Below are 15,333 nucleotides of genomic sequence, written 5' to 3' on the forward strand. Positions count from 1 at the left end.
TACGGGGTCTACGGGTTGGGCGGGTTCGACGGGCCGGGCGGTGGCCGACGCGGGCCGCACACCGGGAGGTGTGCGGCCCTCCCCGGTCACCAGGGCGGGCGGTAGCCCGTGGTCAGGTGGCTCCCGGGGCGGCGCCACTTCGGTTCCTTGTCGACGGTCTTCTGGGTGATCCCGCGCAGCCGGCGGATCAGCGAGCCGTACGCGGCGCTGGCACCGGTCGAGATGTGCGAGCCGGGCGGCGGGTCCATGAAGGGCATGAACTTGTCGGGGAAGCCCGGCATGGTGCAGGCGATGCAGATGCCGCCCACGTTCGGACAGCCGCCGACGCCGTTGATCCAGCCGCGCTTGGCGACGTTGCACTTGACGACGGGGCCCCAGCAGCCGAGCCGCACCAGGCACTCGGGGGTGCCGTAGTCGGTGGCGAACTGGCCCTGCTCGTAGTAACCGCCGCGGTCGCAGCCCTCGTGCACGGTGGCGCCGAACAGCCAGGCGGGCCGCAGCTTGTCGTCCAGCGGGATCATCGGCGCCGAGCCCGCCAGTTGGTACAGCAGGTAGGTGAGCGTCTCGGCGAAGTTGTCGGGCTGGATCGGGCAGCCCGGCACGCAGACGATCGGCAGTCCGGCCTTGGACTTCCAGTCCCAGCCGAGGTAGTCCGGCACGCCCATCGCGCCGGTCGGGTTGCCGGCCATCGCGTGGATGCCGCCGTACGTGGCGCAGGTCCCGATCGCCACCACGGCGGTCGCCTTGGAGGCGAGCCGGTCCAGCCACTCACTGGTGGTGATGGGCTGGCCGGTGGCGGGGTCGTCGCCGAAGCCGCACCAGTAGCCCTCCTTCTTGATCTTCTCGTTGGGGATCGACCCCTCGACGACCAGCACGAAGGGTTCGAGCTCGCCGCGGTCGGCCTTGAAGAACCACTCGACGAAGTTGTCGGCGCCCTGGACCGGTCCGCACTCGAAGTCGATCAGCGGCCAGTGCACCGCGATCTTCGGCAGACCGGGCAGCGCGCCGGTGACGATCTCCTCGATGCTCGGCTGCATCGCGGCGGTCAGCGAGACGGAGTCCCCGTCGCAGCTGAGGCCGGCGTTGATCCAGAGAATGTGCACCACGTCGGTGTCGGTTGTTGCAGCACCCATGAGGATGCCTCCTCGGGGATGGGAGCCGGACGAAAATGGCTCGGACCCAGTCATAGCAACGCTTCGGGCCTTCCGCCGGTCCACCGACCCGGCGGGACCGCCCGGAGCGCGCAAGCCGAGCGGGCCGTTCGGGTCACGGCTCGGCGCGGAGCCCGGCAGGCACGGGCTGCTTGCGCACGAACGCGGACCGCAGCGCGTGGTACGGCGATTCAGGTGTGAAGAACTGCCGGCGCATCACCGCGAGCTCCTCCGCCCGGTACGCCTCCAGCGGCTTCGCCCGCTCGTCGGCCTCGCGCGCCGCCTTCTTCGCGGCGATCCGCCGGTGGACGGACGGCGAGGCGGCCAGCAGCCCCGCCAGCCGGGCCGTGTGCGCCCCGAACTCCTCCGGTCCGGCGTCGAGCACCCGGTCGACCAGGCCGATCCGCTCGGCGGCCGCCGCGGACACCGGCAGGGCCCGCTCGGTCAGCCGCTCCGCCTGCGCCGCGCCCACCCGGCGCGGCAGGGTGTACGTCCAGTACTCCGAGCCGTGCAGTCCCATCAGCCGGTAGTGCGGGTTGAGCACCGATCCGGCCCGGCACCACACCTCGTCGGTGGCCAGCGCCAGCATCACCCCGCCGGCTGCGGCGTTCCCGCCGACGGCGGCGACCACCAGCCGGTCGGTGGTGGTGAGCACCTCGGCGACCAGGTCGTCCATCGCGGTGATGTTCGCCCAGGACTCGGCGGCCGGGTCCGGCGCGGCCTCGATCACGTTGAGGTGGATGCCGTTGGAGAAGAAGTCCCGGCCGCCGCCGAGCACCAGCACCGAGGTCGGGCGGCCGAGCGCGAAGCGGTACGCGGCCAGGAGCCGGCGGCAGTGCCCGGCGGACATCGCCCCGCCGGGGAAGGAGAACCGCAGGAAGCCCACCGGGCCGTCCTCGCGGTAGCCCAGGTCCGACCAGCCCGGGTGCTCGCCCTCGTCCGCCGTCAGCGGTGCCGGGTGCTCCGGCAGGGGCGGCAGCAGGGCGCCGAGCGCGATCACCGCCGGGAGCTTGACCGTCGCGGGCCCGCCCGGCGTGCGGCGGCGGCGCAGTTCGGGGAGCCACACTGCGCCGTCCGGGGTGGCCCGGCACACCGCGCCGGCCCGGGTGGCGAGCAGCTCGCCCGGGCGTCCGCGCAGCAGCGGCTCCCGGTGGCCGCCGTGCAGGTACCACTCGGCGCCGCACAGCACGTCCAGCACTCCGGGCCGGGAGTCCGCGGCGCGGAGCCGGCGCAGCACCTCCTCGGTGGGGTCGGCCGTCCAGTCGATCCGGCGCTCCTCCTGGCGCAGCGACGGCCGGGTGCACACCGTCCCGTGCCAGCCGGGGCCGTACTGCGGCTGCGGGGTGTACGTGCCGGAGGCGAAGCGCTCCACGGCGAGCAGCGCGGCCGTGACGGCCGCGTCGGAGACCTCGTTGCGGTAGAGGTCGCTCTTGCCGCGCTCCGGCAAGCGGCAGGGCGCCCAGGCCCAGACCGGTCCGGCGTCCATCTCCGCCTCGGCCTGGAGCACCGTGACGCCCCATTCGGTGCGGCCCTCCTGGACCGCCCGGTCCAGCGAGGACGGGCCGCGGTCGCCCGGCGGGCCGGGGTGGACGACCAGGCAGGTGAGCTCGGCCCAGAGCGTGCGCGGGATCGCGCTGCGAAGCATCGGCGCGAGCACCAGCTCCGGTCGCAGCCGGGCCACCGTCGCCAGCAACTCCTCGTCATCACCCGCCAGTTGGACATCGACACGGTGACCGCGGTCGCGCAGTTCGGCGTGCAGCCGCTGGCTCAGGCTGTTGAACGCGCTGGCGAGGAGCAGGATCCGCATGTCCGCCTCCGACGGTGAGGGCCCGGGGAACCCGGCGATCATCGCCTCCGCCCCATCCGCCACCGGGCTCGTCACCCCCGCCGCGCCGCCCGTTCACCCGAGCGGCGGGGCCCGGCCCGGGCGCGCCCACCGCGAGCACCCGTTCGAGCGGTCCCTCCGCTCAGGCGGGTTCCTCGGGTCCCTGGCGTCGGCGGCGGAAGCCGAGCAGCAGCAGGACGGTGAGCGTCGCCGTGGCGACGCCCTCGGCCCAGGCGGCCAGGGTCTTGTCGGCGAACCAGATCGGCTCGTACATGTTCGGCAGCGGTCCGAGGGTCCCGACGTCGACGTAGCGGTAGAGCAGCAGGGCGCCGAGGCCGGAGGCGGCGACCAGCCAGCCGAAGAGGACGGCGGAGCGGCGGCGCCCGAGCAGCAGGAACAGCGCGGCGAGGCTGGCGGCGGCGGCCTCGGCCCGGAACAGCGTGCCCTGGCTGATGCTGTCGCCGATGGCGTCGTACCGGTCGGCGAGCCGGGCGTGGACGGCCGCGTCCACGGCGAGCCCGGCGACGGCCAGCAGGCGCAGGAGGAGTTCGGCGGGCCGCCGGCCCTCGCGGGGGCGGGCGTGGGTGCGGGGAGCCACGGCGGGTCAGCCGACGGTGAGGGTGCCGTGCATGAACGGGTGGATGGTGCAGATGTACGGGTGGTCTCCGGTCTGCTGCGGGGCGGTGAAGGTGGCGCTGGCGCCGGGCTGGATCGTCCCGGTGTCGAAGGACTTGTCGGAGGCCGTCAGGGTGTGGGCGGTGGAGTCCTGGTTCACCACGGTGACGGTCTGGCCGGCCTTCACCGTCAGGGCCGCGGGGGCGAAGGCGAAGTTCTTGATGACGACCTGGAGGGCTCCGGTGCTGCTCTGCGCGGGGCTGCTGGCGACGCCGCCGCTCTGCACGGGGCTGGTGGCGACGCCGCCGCCCTGCACGGGGCTGGTGACCGCGCCCGAGGGCGCGCCGTTCGAGGGCGCACCGTTCGAGGTGGTGCCGTTGGACGGGGTGCCGGAGCTGGAGCAGGCCGCGAGGGCGGCGGAGAGCAGCAGCGCGGCGGCTGTCTGGAGGGGCCGGGGGCTGGTCACGGACGGGCTCCGTTCGGGAGGGGTGCGGCGGCGGGAGCGGCGCGCTTCCCAGCCTCCGCCGCCACGGGCCGGTAGCGGCTACGCCGAGGACGCCGGACAGCCCACCGTTTCATCCGTGCGAGTGAATGCGACGGCCCCGCACCGCCGCCCGGCACCCGAGGTCCGACGCCCCGGCGATGCGGGGGAATTGTGCAGGTTCCTCCCCGGCCCGCTGCCGGTCGGTGCACCGGGTAGGCGCCCCGGGTACGGCGGGCCGCCCCGGTCCGGCGTGCCGCGATCGCAGGAGGCCGAACCGATGCAGTTGTCCACCGTCCGCCCGGTGCCCGTCACCTTCCCCGACGGCCCGGCGCCCGACGTCCCGGTCGAGGCCGAGCTCCGCTTCGACGCGAGCCTCCCGTACGCGGCCTGCCTGGCGTTCCCGCTGACCCCGTGCCGGTGCACCGGCGACGCCGCCCGGGTGTGCTGGTACTTCAGCCGCGAGCTGCTCAACGAGGGCCGGCTCGGCCCGGTCGGCAGCGGGGACGTGCGGATCCGCCCGGGGGCGGTGGGCGAGGTGCTGATCACCCTCCTGGGGCCGGTCGGCCGGGCCGTGGTGAGCGCCCCGGAGGACCTCGTCACGGCGTTCCTCTCGGACTGCTTCGCGCTGGTGCCCGCCGGGGCGGAGTCCGACCACCTGGACGTCGACGCGGCCGTCGACCGGCTGCTCGCCGCCGACTGAGGGGCTTCCGGTGCTCCTCCGTAGAATCCACGGGCCGATCCCCGCACCGCCGCTCGCCCGCAGGAGGCCGCGTTGACGTCCCACCCCGGACCAGGTGTGCTCACCCACCTGGAGTCCCTGCTCCACCTGGCTCCCGCCGACCGCGGCGGGGCGCTGTGGCGGTTGCAGGAGGAGGGCCGCCAACTCGACGCCAACATCGTCCGCCTGCCGGCGAACGCCGAGGTCGCGGCCCATGTGGAGCCGGACCTCGACGTGCTGGTCCAGGTGCTCGACGGCAGCGGCCACCTGGAGACGGCCAACGGCCGGCAGCTGCTCTCCCCCGGCTGCACCGCCTGGCTGCCGCACGGCGCGCGGCGGGCCGTCAGCGCGGGTGAGGACGGCCTGGTCTACCTCACCGTCCACCGCCGCCGGCCCGGCCTCACCGTGCGCCCCGCCCAGGCCGGGTAGCCGCGCCCGGCGCCCGGTGCGGCTCCGGGGCCGGGGCGGCTACCGGCCGGGGAGGCCGCCCGACCCCTGGCCCCCGCCCCCCGGCTCAGCGGGCCGGCAGCGGGAGCCGGGTGGCGGAGGTGCCGAGGCCGGTCGGGCCCGTGAGCTCGCGGCCGTGGTGGCGGCGCAGTTCGGCCTCCGAGAAGCGGGCGCTGCGACCGTGCCAGTCCAGGTTGCCGGCCAGGAAGGCCCGCAGGTGGCGGACATGCTCGTCGACGGCCTCCCGGGCGGCCGCACCGAGCCGGAAATCCTCGCAGAGGACGGGCAGTTCGGCGGCCACCAGGTGCTCGAACTGGTCCAGCCGGGCGTCCACGAGGTCGGCGACGACGTGCGCCGCCTCCCGGTAGCCGCAGTCGAAGAAGTGTTCCGCGACCAGGGCCGAGTTGTGGAAGTCGCCCTCGAACTCGACCTCCCGCTGGTACGAGTACAGGTCGTTGACCAGGGCGGCGTGGTCGATCGCCGCGAGTTCCACCGCCCGCATCGTGCCGCTGGCCCGGACCTCGGGCGGGAGCGCCCCGCCGCGCAGCAGGCCGGGGACAATGGTGAAGAACTCCCCGCCGACGGTCTGCCGACGCACCTCGAGGAAGTCGACCGGGTCGGGGATGCGGTGGTGGGCCAGGTTCGCGACCTCCGTCACCCAGCCCTCGAACAGGTCCGTCAGGACGCGCCGGACGGTGTCCTGCGCGGCGGACGGCAGTTGCGCGGCGAGCTGGGACCAGAGGTCGGCGAGGCCGCGCTCCAGCGCGTCCGCGGGGGCGACGGGTGCGGCCGGGTCCGGTGCGGTGAGCGCCAGCAGGCGGGCGGCGGCCAGTTTGGCCCCGGCCAGGTCGCGCGACTGCCCGTAGGCGGCGTCGAAGTAGTCGTCGCCGTAGCAGCCCCAGGTGATGAAGCTGACGGCGGCGGCCAGCTGCTCGGCGCCGAGGTCCGGCAGGGTGACGGCGCCCAGCAGTCCGAAGTCGGAGCGGGTGAGGGTCCGTTCGCTCCACACCGGCCGGCCGCCGGCGCGCGGTTCGGGGGCGAGCATGCCCATCCGTTCGGCCCACTCCAGCGACCCCTGCCGGGCCTGCGCCAGGTGCGGGCTGATCCGTACCTCGGCCGGGGACCGGAGTGCGGGCACCAGGGACGGCCCGGTGCGCCGGTGCGGGACGAAGGAGAAGTTCCGTACGCGCTGCGCGCCGGTCGCGGCCCCCAGCCGCTTGAGGTCCATCGCCGAGGTGCCGAGGCCGCCCAGCGGGGGTCCCGAACTCGTCTTCGGGACAGCACTGTTGACGCCTCCGCCGTTCATGTAGCGGCTCGACCGCAGGTGCCACTCGTGCCCGCCCGACTGCCAGTCCTGCAGCCCCTTGACGTACGCGAGCACCCGGGCCGCCTCCTCCGGGCCGAGGCCGTGATCGGCGAACAGCGGGGGCAGTTCGGTCAGCGCGGTGTCCTCGAACTGCTGGAGCCGGGAGGTCAGCAGGTCGTTGACCCGGTCGGCCGCCTCCTGGGTGGTGATGCCGAGGAAGGTCTCCAACACCAGGACGCCGTTGCTCAGTTCGCCCTCCTCCTCGGTCTCGCGCTGGTAGGAGAACAGGTCGTTGCGCAGGTGCACCGCGTCCGAGAAGGCGTCCCGGAGCACCCGCAGCGGCCGGGTGCCGGCGACCGCCGCCGGGACCTCGGCACCCGCCGCGTGCTCCACCAGCCCGGCGGACCACGGCGCGCCGCCCACCTTGCGGCGCATCTCGATGTACTCGACCGGGTTGGGGATCCGGCCGATGCCGATGTTCGACAGCTCCCAGATCGACTCGTCGAGCAGGTGCCCGGTGCTCAGCGCGAAGCGTTCGCGCCACTCCCGCGAGGTGCCGGGGACGGTGCGCAGCCAGAGGTCGGCGAGGCCCGCCTCGACCGGGTTCTGCGGCTCGGGCATCGAGAAGGGGAGGTTCAGCGGCATGAAGGCGGGCAGCCGGTCCAGGTACGCCTTGCCGCCCGCCCGGTCCTGGGTGCGCTTGAAGGTCTCCAGGAAGTGGTCGTCGAAGAAGAACACCCACACGTACCAGTCGGTGATCAGCGAGAGCTCGGGCCCGTCGCAGTCCGGGTGGGTGTAGGCGCACAACAGCGGGTAGTCGTGGGCGTCGAGGTCCCGCTGCTCCCAGATGCCCGAGCCCTCCAGCATGCCCATCCGCCGGGCCCACTGCCGGGAGTGCTCGCGCGCCTCCTCCAGTCGGGGGTTGAGGCGGGCGGGGTACGGCACGTAGAAGGCGGGGAGTTCGAAGGGCTGGGGCACGTGGCTGCACGCTTTCTCGCGGGGACGTCCGGCCCCCTGCTCAACGACCCCCGCCGGGCCCGGTCACCGCCGGCGCCCGGACCTCGGCACCCGAACCTCGGCGACTGTGCAGATTTACTTGACAAGCTCAACCTTTCAGGCCTAGCGTCGTCCCGATTGTTTCAGCTGATGAAAAATTGAGAGTGCAAGCCATCGGGCGCGATCCGCCCCGGGAAGCCGCGAGACCTCACAGCCACGCTCGCGAGCACGCGCACCCACTCTCGTAAGCACTGGAGACAGCCCTCATGACCCCGCTGGACCACGGCGCCGCCGTCACCGCCGAGACCGCCCGCTTCGTCACCGCCGTCCAGGACGCCGACCCGGCTCTGCCGGTGCCCGGCTGCCCCGGCTGGACGCTCGCCGACCTCGTCCGCCACACCGGCAGCGTGCACCGCTGGTTCACCGTCCTGCTCCGGCAGCGGATCCAGCAGCCGCCGCGCAGCCGGGACGTCGACCTGCAACTGCCCGAGGGCGTCGAGCAGTACCCGGCCTGGCTGGCCGAGTCCGCCCGGGAGTCCGCCGCCGCGTTCGCCGAGGGCGACCTCGACGAGCCGATGTGGGCCTGGGGCGCCGACCAGCACGCCCGGTTCTGGGTGCGCCGGATGCTCTTCGAGACCCTGGTCCACCGCGTCGACGCCGAGACCGCGCTCGGCCTGGAGTCGGAGATCGACCCGGCCCTCGCCGCCGACGGCGTGGCCGAGTTCCTGACCAACCTGCCCTTCGCCACCCTCTTCGCCCCCGGGACGGCCGAGCTGCGCGCCGAGAACCGGACCATCCGCTTCACCCGCACCGACGGCGAGGGCGACTGGCTCGTCCGGCTGCGCCCCGACGGCTTCGGCCTGGAGGACTCCGCCCCCGACGGCTCCGGCCCGGCCGCCGACGCCACCGTCCGGGCGGGCGCCGCCGAGCTGCTGCTGCTCCTGTACGGGCGCCTGGACCGCGCCGCCGCCGGGGTCGAGCTCGCCGGGGACGAGGAGCTGCTGGCGCATTGGTTCGCCCACTCGGCGTTCTGAGCCGCGCCGGGCACTCGTCCGGAGACGTCACCGGCCGGGCCCGTCGGGGCTCGGCCGGTGCTGTCGTTCCACCCCACCGGCGGGCCACTGGCACGGTCGGCCGACCTCCCGTCCGCCCGCCCGCCCGGCGGTCCGGGCGGGAGGGCTCAGTCCGTCGCGGCCAGGGTGTCGTCGAAGGTCGCGGCCGCCAGGCCGAAGGAGAGGGTCATCCCGACGCCCGAGGTGACCGAGATCGCCCGTACGCCCGGGGCCAGGTCGCGCACCAGCAGCGGGCCGCGCGCACTGCTGGCGTAGACGCCCTGCCAGCGCTCCAGGATCCGCAGGTCCGGCACGCCGAGCACCCGGGCGACGGCGGCGATCAGCAGCTCGTAGGTGCGCTCCTCGACGAACGGCGGGGTGGTGGCGTCGTAGTGGTGCGAGTCGCCGACCAGCACGGTGCCGTCCGGCAGCCGGGTGAACATCACATTGGCGCCGATCCCCAGCAGCTCCGCGCTGTGGCCGAGCACCTCGGCGCGCAGCGGAGCGGCCGACGGCCGGGTGGTGAAGGCGTCGTAGCGGAGCATCGAGGTGGCGGTCAGCACCGCCGCGTTGGTGCGGAACCCGGCTGGGGCCTCGGCCCGGGCCATACTCAGGCGGCAGCGCTCGATCTCGTGCTCCTCGGCGACGTCGGGGAACAGGTAGTCGAGGTCGTGCCCGACACAGACCAGGATCCGGTCGCCCTGCACCGGGCCGCGGGTGGTGTGCACCGCGCCGGACTCGACGCCGGTGACGGCGGTGCCCCACAGCACCCGGCCGCGCGGGTGCTCGGCGACCCAGCGGGCCAGCGCGGGCGCGGCCTCGCGCGGGTTGACCCGCAGGTCTGCGGGGAGCAGCGCGCCGCCGACCAGGTCGTCGGCCGCGCCGTCCGCGCGACCGAGCGCCTCGGCCGTCTGCCCGGCGGTGCGCAGCCGCACGGCGTCCCCGCCCCGGTCGGCCCGCAGCTCGGCCAGCACGGCCGCCTCGGTCTCCGACCGGGCCACCACCAGCGCGCCGGCCTCCTCGGCCCAGAAGCCGGCCGCCGCGGCGGCGCGCAGCCATCCGGAGCGGGAGCGCCGGGCCAGGCCGAGCAGTTCGCCCTCCTGGGCGGTGATGCAGCAGTGGCCGAAGTTGCGGATCGAGGCACCGACCGGCTGCCGGTCGCGCTCCACCACGGTGACGGACAGTCCGTTGCCGAGCGCCTCGAAGGCGTGGGCCAGGCCGACGATGCCGGCGCCGACGATCACCACGTCGCTGCGGCCGGGCGCGCCGGCGGTGTCGCGCGAGGGGGAGGCGGCGGGGGTGGTTGCGGATGCGGTGCTGCTGCTCATGGGCTCCAGCCAAGCGGCCGGCGAGCGCCGGAGTCAAGAGATGTATGTACAAGTCACCCCCTGTTCACCCGCCGGACGATCTTCGGTGGAGCTTGGACGAACAGGGGAATCCGCAGGTGGACCGGCCTTGAGAAGTTCCGGCCCGGGGTGTCATAGTCAACTTGTGAAGACAAGTGAGGAGCTCCCTCTCCACCAACGGCTCGGCGCGGAGTTCCTGCGCCGCATCGAGTCCGGCGAGTGGCCGGAGGGCGAGCCGGTGCCCAGCGAGTCGCAGCTCTGCGCCGAGTTCGGCACCTCCCGCGGCCCGGTCCGCCAGGCCCTGGCGATGCTGCGGAGTTCGGGCAGCCTGGTCGGCGGACGCGGCAAACCGCCCGTGGCCCACCGCACCACGCCCTCCCAGCCCTTCGGCACCTTCCTGTCCTTCACCCAGTGGGCCCGCAGCATCGGCCGCGAGCCCGGGCAGCACACCCTGGAGGTGGCCCGCCGCCGGGCCGCCCCGGAGGCGGCCGCCCGGCTCGGCCTCGCCGAGGGCGAGCCGGTGGTCGAACTCGTCCGCCTGCGGCTGCTGGACGGCGTCCCGGCCATGCTCGAACGCTCCACCTTCGTCCACGAGGTCGGCCGGGTCCTGTTCGACTTCGACCCGGACACCGGCTCGGTCTACCAGGAGCTGCTGCGCCGCGAGGTGGACCTGCACCACGCCCGGCACACCATCGACGCCGTCGCCGCCGGGCCGCGCGACGCCGAGCTCCTGCGGATCGCCACCGGGGACCCGCTGCTGCGGGTACGCCGGCTCACCACCTCCGGCCGGGGCGTGCCGCTGGAGTACGCCGACGACCGCTACCTGCCCGCGATGGCCACCTTCACCATCGAGAACACCGTCGAAGGCCGGACCGTGATCGGCCGCTACCGCACCGAAGAGGACTGAACACCGTGATCGAGCTCGCCGCCCTGGACATGGCCGGTACCACCATCAACGAGTCCGGCGCCGTGTACCGCGCGCTGCGCACCGCCGTCGAACGCAACGGGGTGGCCGTCGCCGAGGCCGACCTCCAGACCTGGATGGGCACCGACAAGCGCGAGGCCATCGCCGCCCTGGTCCGCATCGGCGGCGGCACCCCCACCCCGGAGCTGGTCGAGGAGAGCTACGCGGCCTTCGCGGAGTTCCTGCGCGAGGCCTACCGCGCCAACCCCCCGCAGGCCATCGAGGGCGTCGAGGAGGCCCTGGCCGAGCTGCGCCGCCGCGGCATCAAGGTCGCGCTCACCACCGGGTTCAGCGACGACGTCGCCCACCCGCTGCTGGAGTCGCTCGGTTGGTCCACCGGCGAGGGCGGCAACCTGGACGCCGTCGTCACCTCGGACGAGGTCCCGCGCGGCCGCCCGGCCCCGCACATGATCCACCGGGCGATGGAGAAGACCGGGGTGATCGACACCCGCCGGGTGCTGACCGCCGGGGACACCGTGGTCGACGTCGAGGCCGGCCGCAACGCCGGGGCCGGCGTGGTCGTCGGGGTGCTGACCGGGGAGCTCACGCGGGCCGACTTCGACGGGCACCCGCACACCCACGTGCTGGCGAGCGTCACCGAGATCCCCGCCCTGCCCGAGACCTCCCCCACGGCCTGACCCCACGGCTCGCCCCGCTGCTCCCGCTGCTCCCGCCACCGGATCGCGCCCCGGCGGCGGGAGCAGGTGTCAAGACGGCGAGAGGATCTCGTCAGGGTCCGCCGCCCCCGCCCCCCGGAATGCCGCACCCCCAGCGCCGAGGCGCTAACGTGGGCGGCTTCCGTACCAGCGGTCCACCGAGGAGCAAAGCGCCGTGTCCGACAGCTTCGCGCACCTGCACGTCCACACCGAGTACTCGATGCTGGACGGGGCGGCGAAGAACGGAAAGCTGTTCGCCGAGGCGGAGAGACAGGGCATGCCCGCCATCGCGATGAGCGACCACGGCAACATGTTCGGCGCGTACGAGTTCTTCCACGCCGCCGCCAAGACCGGGGTGAAGCCGATCATCGGCATCGAGGCGTACGTCGCCCCGGCCTCCCGCTTCCTCAAGAAGCAGGTGTTCTGGTCGCCCGGCGGCCAGCGCCCCACCGGCGCCGACGGCGAGGGCGGCAAGGACGTCTCCGGCGGCGGCCGCTACACCCACATGACCATGTGGGCGCAGAACGCCACCGGCCTGCGGAACCTCTTCAAGCTCTCCTCGCTCGCGTCGATGGAGGGCTACTACATGAAGCCCCGGATGGACCGCGAGCTGATCGCCGCCAACGCCACCGGCATCATCGCCACCACCGGCTGCCCCTCCGGCGAGGTGCAGACCAGGCTGCGGCTCGGCCAGTACGACGAGGCGGTCAAGGCGGCCGGCGCCTACCAGGACATCTTCGGCAGGGAGAACTACTTCCTGGAGCTGATGGACCACGGCCTCGACATCGAGAAGGACGTCCGCGAGGACCTGCTGCGCCTGGCCAAGGACCTGAACATCCCGCTGCTGGCCACCAACGACTCCCACTACGTGACGGCCGACCAGGCGGACGCCCACGACAGCCTGCTCTGCGTCGGCGTGGGCAAGAACAAGGACGACCCGAACCGGTTCAAGTTCCAGGGCACCGGCTACTACGTCAAGACCGCCGAGGAGATGCGCGAGCTCTTCCGCGAGCTGCCGGAGGCCTGCGACAACACCCTCGCGATCGCCGAGCGGATCGAGTCGTACGAGGAGGTCTTCACCTACGTCGACCGGATGCCCCAGTTCGACGTGCCCGAGGGCGAGACCCAGGCCTCCTACCTGCGCAAGAAGATCGAGATCGGGCTCAAGCACCGGTACGGCGACAGCCCGAGCCAGGAGGTGCTGGACCGGATCGAGCTGGAGATGGGCGTCATCACCCCGATGGGGTTCGACGCCTACTTCCTCGTGGTCGCCGACATCTGCCAGTACGGGCGGGACAACGGCATCCCGGTCGGCCCCGGCCGTGGCTCGGCGGCGGGCTCGATGGTCGCCTACCTCACCGGCATCACCCAGCTGGACCCGCTGGAGCACGACCTGCTGTTCGAGCGCTTCCTCAACCCCGAGCGCATCAACCCCCCCGACGTCGACATCGACTTCGACGACCGCCAGCGCGACCAGATGGTCCGCTACGTGACCGAGAAGTACGGCGCCGCGTACACGGCCCAGGTGAACACCTTCGGCACCATCAAGGCCAAGGCGGCCGTGAAGGACGCCAACCGCATCCTCGGCTACCCGTTCGCGATGGGCGACCGGATCACCAAGGCGATGCCGCCGGACGTCATGGGCAAGGGCGTGCCGCTGGCCGACCTGTTCGACGAGAAGCACCCCCGGTACAACGAGGGCACCGAGATCCGGGCGCTGTACCAGAACGAGCCCGACGTCAAGAAGATCATCGACACCGGGCGCGGCATCGAGGGCCTGATCCGCGGCACCGGCGTGCACGCCGCGGCCGTCATCCTCTCCTCGACCCCGCTGCTCGACCTGATCCCGCTGCACATGCGGGACAAGGACGGCGTGATCATCACCGGCTTCGACTACCCGTCGTGCGAAGCCATGGGCCTGATCAAGATGGACTTCCTGGGTCTGCGGAACCTGGGCATCATCGACCACTGCATCAAGATCGTGAAGGCCAACCGGGGCATCGACGTCGACATCGAGAAGATCCCGATCGACGACCCCACCACGTACCAGCTGCTCGCCCGCGGCGACACCCTGGGCGTGTTCCAGCTCGACGGCGGCCCCATGCGCGCCCTGCTCAAGCTGATGAAGCCCACCGAGTTCGCCGACATCTCCGCCGTCTCCGCGCTGTACCGGCCCGGCCCGATGGGCATGAACTCGCACACCAACTACGCGCTGCGCAAGAACGCCCAGCAGGAGATCATCCCGATCCACCCCGAGCTGGAGGAGCCGCTCAAGGACGTCCTCGGCCCCACCTACGGCCTGATCGTCTACCAGGAGCAGGTGCAGCGAGCCGCCCAGGTGCTGGCCGGCTACTCGCTCGGACAGGCAGACCTGCTGCGCCGCGCGATGGGCAAGAAGAAGAAGGAGGTGCTGGAGAAGGAGTTCGTGCCCTTCCACGCGGGCTGCAAGGAGCGCGGCTACTCCGACGAGGCGATCCAGGCGGTGTGGGACGTCCTGGTCCCGTTCGCCGGCTACGCGTTCAACAAATCGCACTCCGCCGCGTACGGCCTGGTCTCGTACCAGACCGCCTACCTCAAGGCCAACTACCCGGCCGAGTACATGGCGGCGCTGCTCACCTCGGTCGCCGACGACAAGGACAAGATGGCCGTCTACCTGGCCGAGTGCCGGCAGATGGGCATCAAGATCCTCTCCCCCGACGTCAACGAGTCGGTGGTCGACTTCACCGCCGTCGGCAGCGACGTCCGCTTCGGCCTCAAGGCCGTGCGCAACGTCGGCGTGCCGGTGATCGAATCCCTGGTCGGGACCCGCGACGAGAAGGGCAAGTACACCTCCTTCGCCGACTTCCTGGACAAGGTCGAGCTGGTGGTCTGCAACAAGCGCACCATCGACTCGCTGATCAAGGCCGGCGCCTTCGACTCGCTCGGGCACACCCGGCTCTCGCTCAGCAGCGTCCACGAGAGCGCCATCGACGCCGTCACCGGGGTCAAGAAGCAGCAGGCCATCGGGCAGGACGACCTGTTCGGCGCCCTGGACGGCGGCGACGGCGCGCCCGCCATCGGGCTGGACTTCCAGCTCACCGAGAACGAGTGGCCCCGACGCCAACTCCTCGCCCTGGAGCGCGAGATGCTCGGCCTGTACGTCTCCAGCCACCCGCTGGACGGCGCCGAGCACATCCTCTCCCAGAACCGCGACACCTCGATCGCCGAACTCCTCGGCTCCGGCCGCTCCGAGGGCGAGGTCCGGCTCTCCGGGCTGATCACCGGCGTGGACCGGCGGATCAACAAGGCGGGCAACGCCTGGGCGATCATCACCCTGTCCGACCGCGACGGCTCGGTCGAGGTGCTGTTCTTCCCGGCCACCTACAACCTGATGGCCGAGCAGATGATCGAGGACAACGTCATCTCGGTCCGCGGCCGCCTCAACGAGCGCGACGGCTCGCTGAGCATCTTCGGCCAGGAGATCACCACCCTGGACGTCTCCTCCGCCGAGCTCGGCACCAAGCCGCCGGTCCAGATCACCGTCCCGGCCTCCCGGATCACGCCCGAGGTGGTCGCCGAGCTCAAGCTCGCCCTCCAGGCCCACCCCGGGGACGTCCCGATCCGGCTGCTCACCACCAACTGGGACAAGAACACCCTGTACGAGCTGGGCTTCCGGGTGAACCCCGACAACGGGCTCGCCTCGGACGTCAAGACCCTGCTCGGCAACCGCGCCTGGGCGGGCGCGGCCGTACGCGCCGCCGCGGAGCAGCCCGCCGGGCGGTAGGGGCGCCGCC

At 72.9% G+C, this 15,333-nt stretch carries 12 protein-coding genes; 6 read left to right on the forward strand and 6 right to left on the reverse strand.

All coding sequences use genetic code 11. From position 1 onward, the window contains the following. Positions 1–86 precede the first annotated feature (86 nt). The 4 genes from ACZ4W5_RS19790 to ACZ4W5_RS19805 all read right to left on the reverse strand — a co-directional run bounded on the left by ACZ4W5_RS19790 (position 87) and on the right by ACZ4W5_RS19805 (position 4,057). Positions 87–1,133: an NADH-quinone oxidoreductase subunit B family protein gene (locus ACZ4W5_RS19790; protein ID WP_402487793.1), complete on the reverse strand. Its 1,047-nt coding sequence runs from the start codon at positions 1,131–1,133 to the stop codon at positions 87–89. Between the two features lie 133 nt (positions 1,134–1,266). After that, positions 1,267–2,958, reverse strand: a complete 1,692-nt coding sequence (locus ACZ4W5_RS19795; protein WP_465655834.1) for an enoyl-CoA hydratase-related protein — start codon at positions 2,956–2,958, stop codon at positions 1,267–1,269. Positions 2,959–3,118: 160 nt separating this feature from the next. Beyond that, positions 3,119–3,574 carry a hypothetical protein gene (locus ACZ4W5_RS19800; RefSeq protein WP_465655836.1) on the reverse strand — a complete coding sequence of 152 codons (456 nt, stop codon included), beginning with the start codon at positions 3,572–3,574 and terminating at the stop codon, positions 3,119–3,121. Positions 3,575–3,580: 6 nt separating this feature from the next. Then, positions 3,581–4,057, reverse strand: coding sequence for a cupredoxin domain-containing protein (locus tag ACZ4W5_RS19805; RefSeq protein ID WP_465655838.1), 477 nt, complete (start codon positions 4,055–4,057; stop codon positions 3,581–3,583). 295 nt (positions 4,058–4,352) lie between these two features. Here ACZ4W5_RS19805 and ACZ4W5_RS19810 point away from each other — a divergent pair, with 295 nt between their 5' ends. Then, entirely contained in the window at positions 4,353–4,775 is a 423-nt protein-coding gene (locus tag ACZ4W5_RS19810) for an SsgA family sporulation/cell division regulator (RefSeq protein ID WP_360236869.1), read from the forward strand. Positions 4,776–4,847: 72 nt separating this feature from the next. Further along, positions 4,848–5,222: a cupin domain-containing protein gene (locus ACZ4W5_RS19815; RefSeq protein ID WP_465655840.1), complete on the forward strand. Its 375-nt coding sequence runs from the start codon at positions 4,848–4,850 to the stop codon at positions 5,220–5,222. A gap of 85 nt (positions 5,223–5,307) precedes the next feature. On the opposite strand, the gene ACZ4W5_RS19820 is transcribed toward ACZ4W5_RS19815, so the two are convergent. Beyond that, positions 5,308–7,524 (reverse strand): terpene synthase family protein, encoded by a 2,217-nt coding sequence (locus ACZ4W5_RS19820; RefSeq protein WP_465655842.1) that lies wholly within the window; start codon positions 7,522–7,524, stop codon positions 5,308–5,310. Between the two features lie 284 nt (positions 7,525–7,808). Between ACZ4W5_RS19820 and ACZ4W5_RS19825 the strand changes: the two genes are divergently transcribed. Next, a complete protein-coding gene (locus tag ACZ4W5_RS19825) occupies positions 7,809–8,576 on the forward strand; it encodes a maleylpyruvate isomerase family mycothiol-dependent enzyme (protein WP_465655844.1) in 768 nt (255 codons plus the stop codon). A 146-nt stretch (positions 8,577–8,722) separates the two neighbouring features. Here the strand turns inward: ACZ4W5_RS19825 and ACZ4W5_RS19830 are convergent, their stop codons facing one another. Further along, positions 8,723–9,922 (reverse strand): TIGR03364 family FAD-dependent oxidoreductase, encoded by a 1,200-nt coding sequence (locus ACZ4W5_RS19830; protein ID WP_465655846.1) that lies wholly within the window; start codon positions 9,920–9,922, stop codon positions 8,723–8,725. Between the two features lie 163 nt (positions 9,923–10,085). Here ACZ4W5_RS19830 and ACZ4W5_RS19835 point away from each other — a divergent pair, with 163 nt between their 5' ends. The 3 genes from ACZ4W5_RS19835 (at position 10,086) to dnaE (ending at position 15,323) form a co-directional block, all read left to right on the forward strand. Further along, a complete protein-coding gene (locus ACZ4W5_RS19835) occupies positions 10,086–10,847 on the forward strand; it encodes a GntR family transcriptional regulator (protein WP_465655847.1) in 762 nt (253 codons plus the stop codon). 5 nt (positions 10,848–10,852) lie between these two features. Then, a complete protein-coding gene (locus ACZ4W5_RS19840) occupies positions 10,853–11,542 on the forward strand; it encodes a phosphonatase-like hydrolase (RefSeq protein WP_465655849.1) in 690 nt (229 codons plus the stop codon). A gap of 193 nt (positions 11,543–11,735) precedes the next feature. Beyond that, positions 11,736–15,323: a DNA polymerase III subunit alpha gene (gene dnaE, locus ACZ4W5_RS19845; RefSeq protein ID WP_465655851.1), complete on the forward strand. Its 3,588-nt coding sequence runs from the start codon at positions 11,736–11,738 to the stop codon at positions 15,321–15,323. The last annotated feature ends 10 nt before the right edge of the window (positions 15,324–15,333 follow it).

It is taken from the genome of Kitasatospora sp. NPDC029367, from assembly GCF_055569135.1.

Coding starts and splice junctions, on each gene's coding strand:
- ACZ4W5_RS19790 (WP_402487793.1), bottom strand. CDS start 1,133: ATGGGTGCTGCAACAACCGACACCGACGTGGTGCACATTCTCTGGATC.
- ACZ4W5_RS19830 (WP_465655846.1), bottom strand. CDS start 9,922: ATGAGCAGCAGCACCGCATCCGCAACCACCCCCGCCGCCTCCCCCTCG.
- ACZ4W5_RS19795 (WP_465655834.1), bottom strand. CDS start 2,958: ATGCGGATCCTGCTCCTCGCCAGCGCGTTCAACAGCCTGAGCCAGCGG.
- ACZ4W5_RS19825 (WP_465655844.1), top strand. CDS start 7,809: ATGACCCCGCTGGACCACGGCGCCGCCGTCACCGCCGAGACCGCCCGC.
- ACZ4W5_RS19810 (WP_360236869.1), top strand. CDS start 4,353: ATGCAGTTGTCCACCGTCCGCCCGGTGCCCGTCACCTTCCCCGACGGC.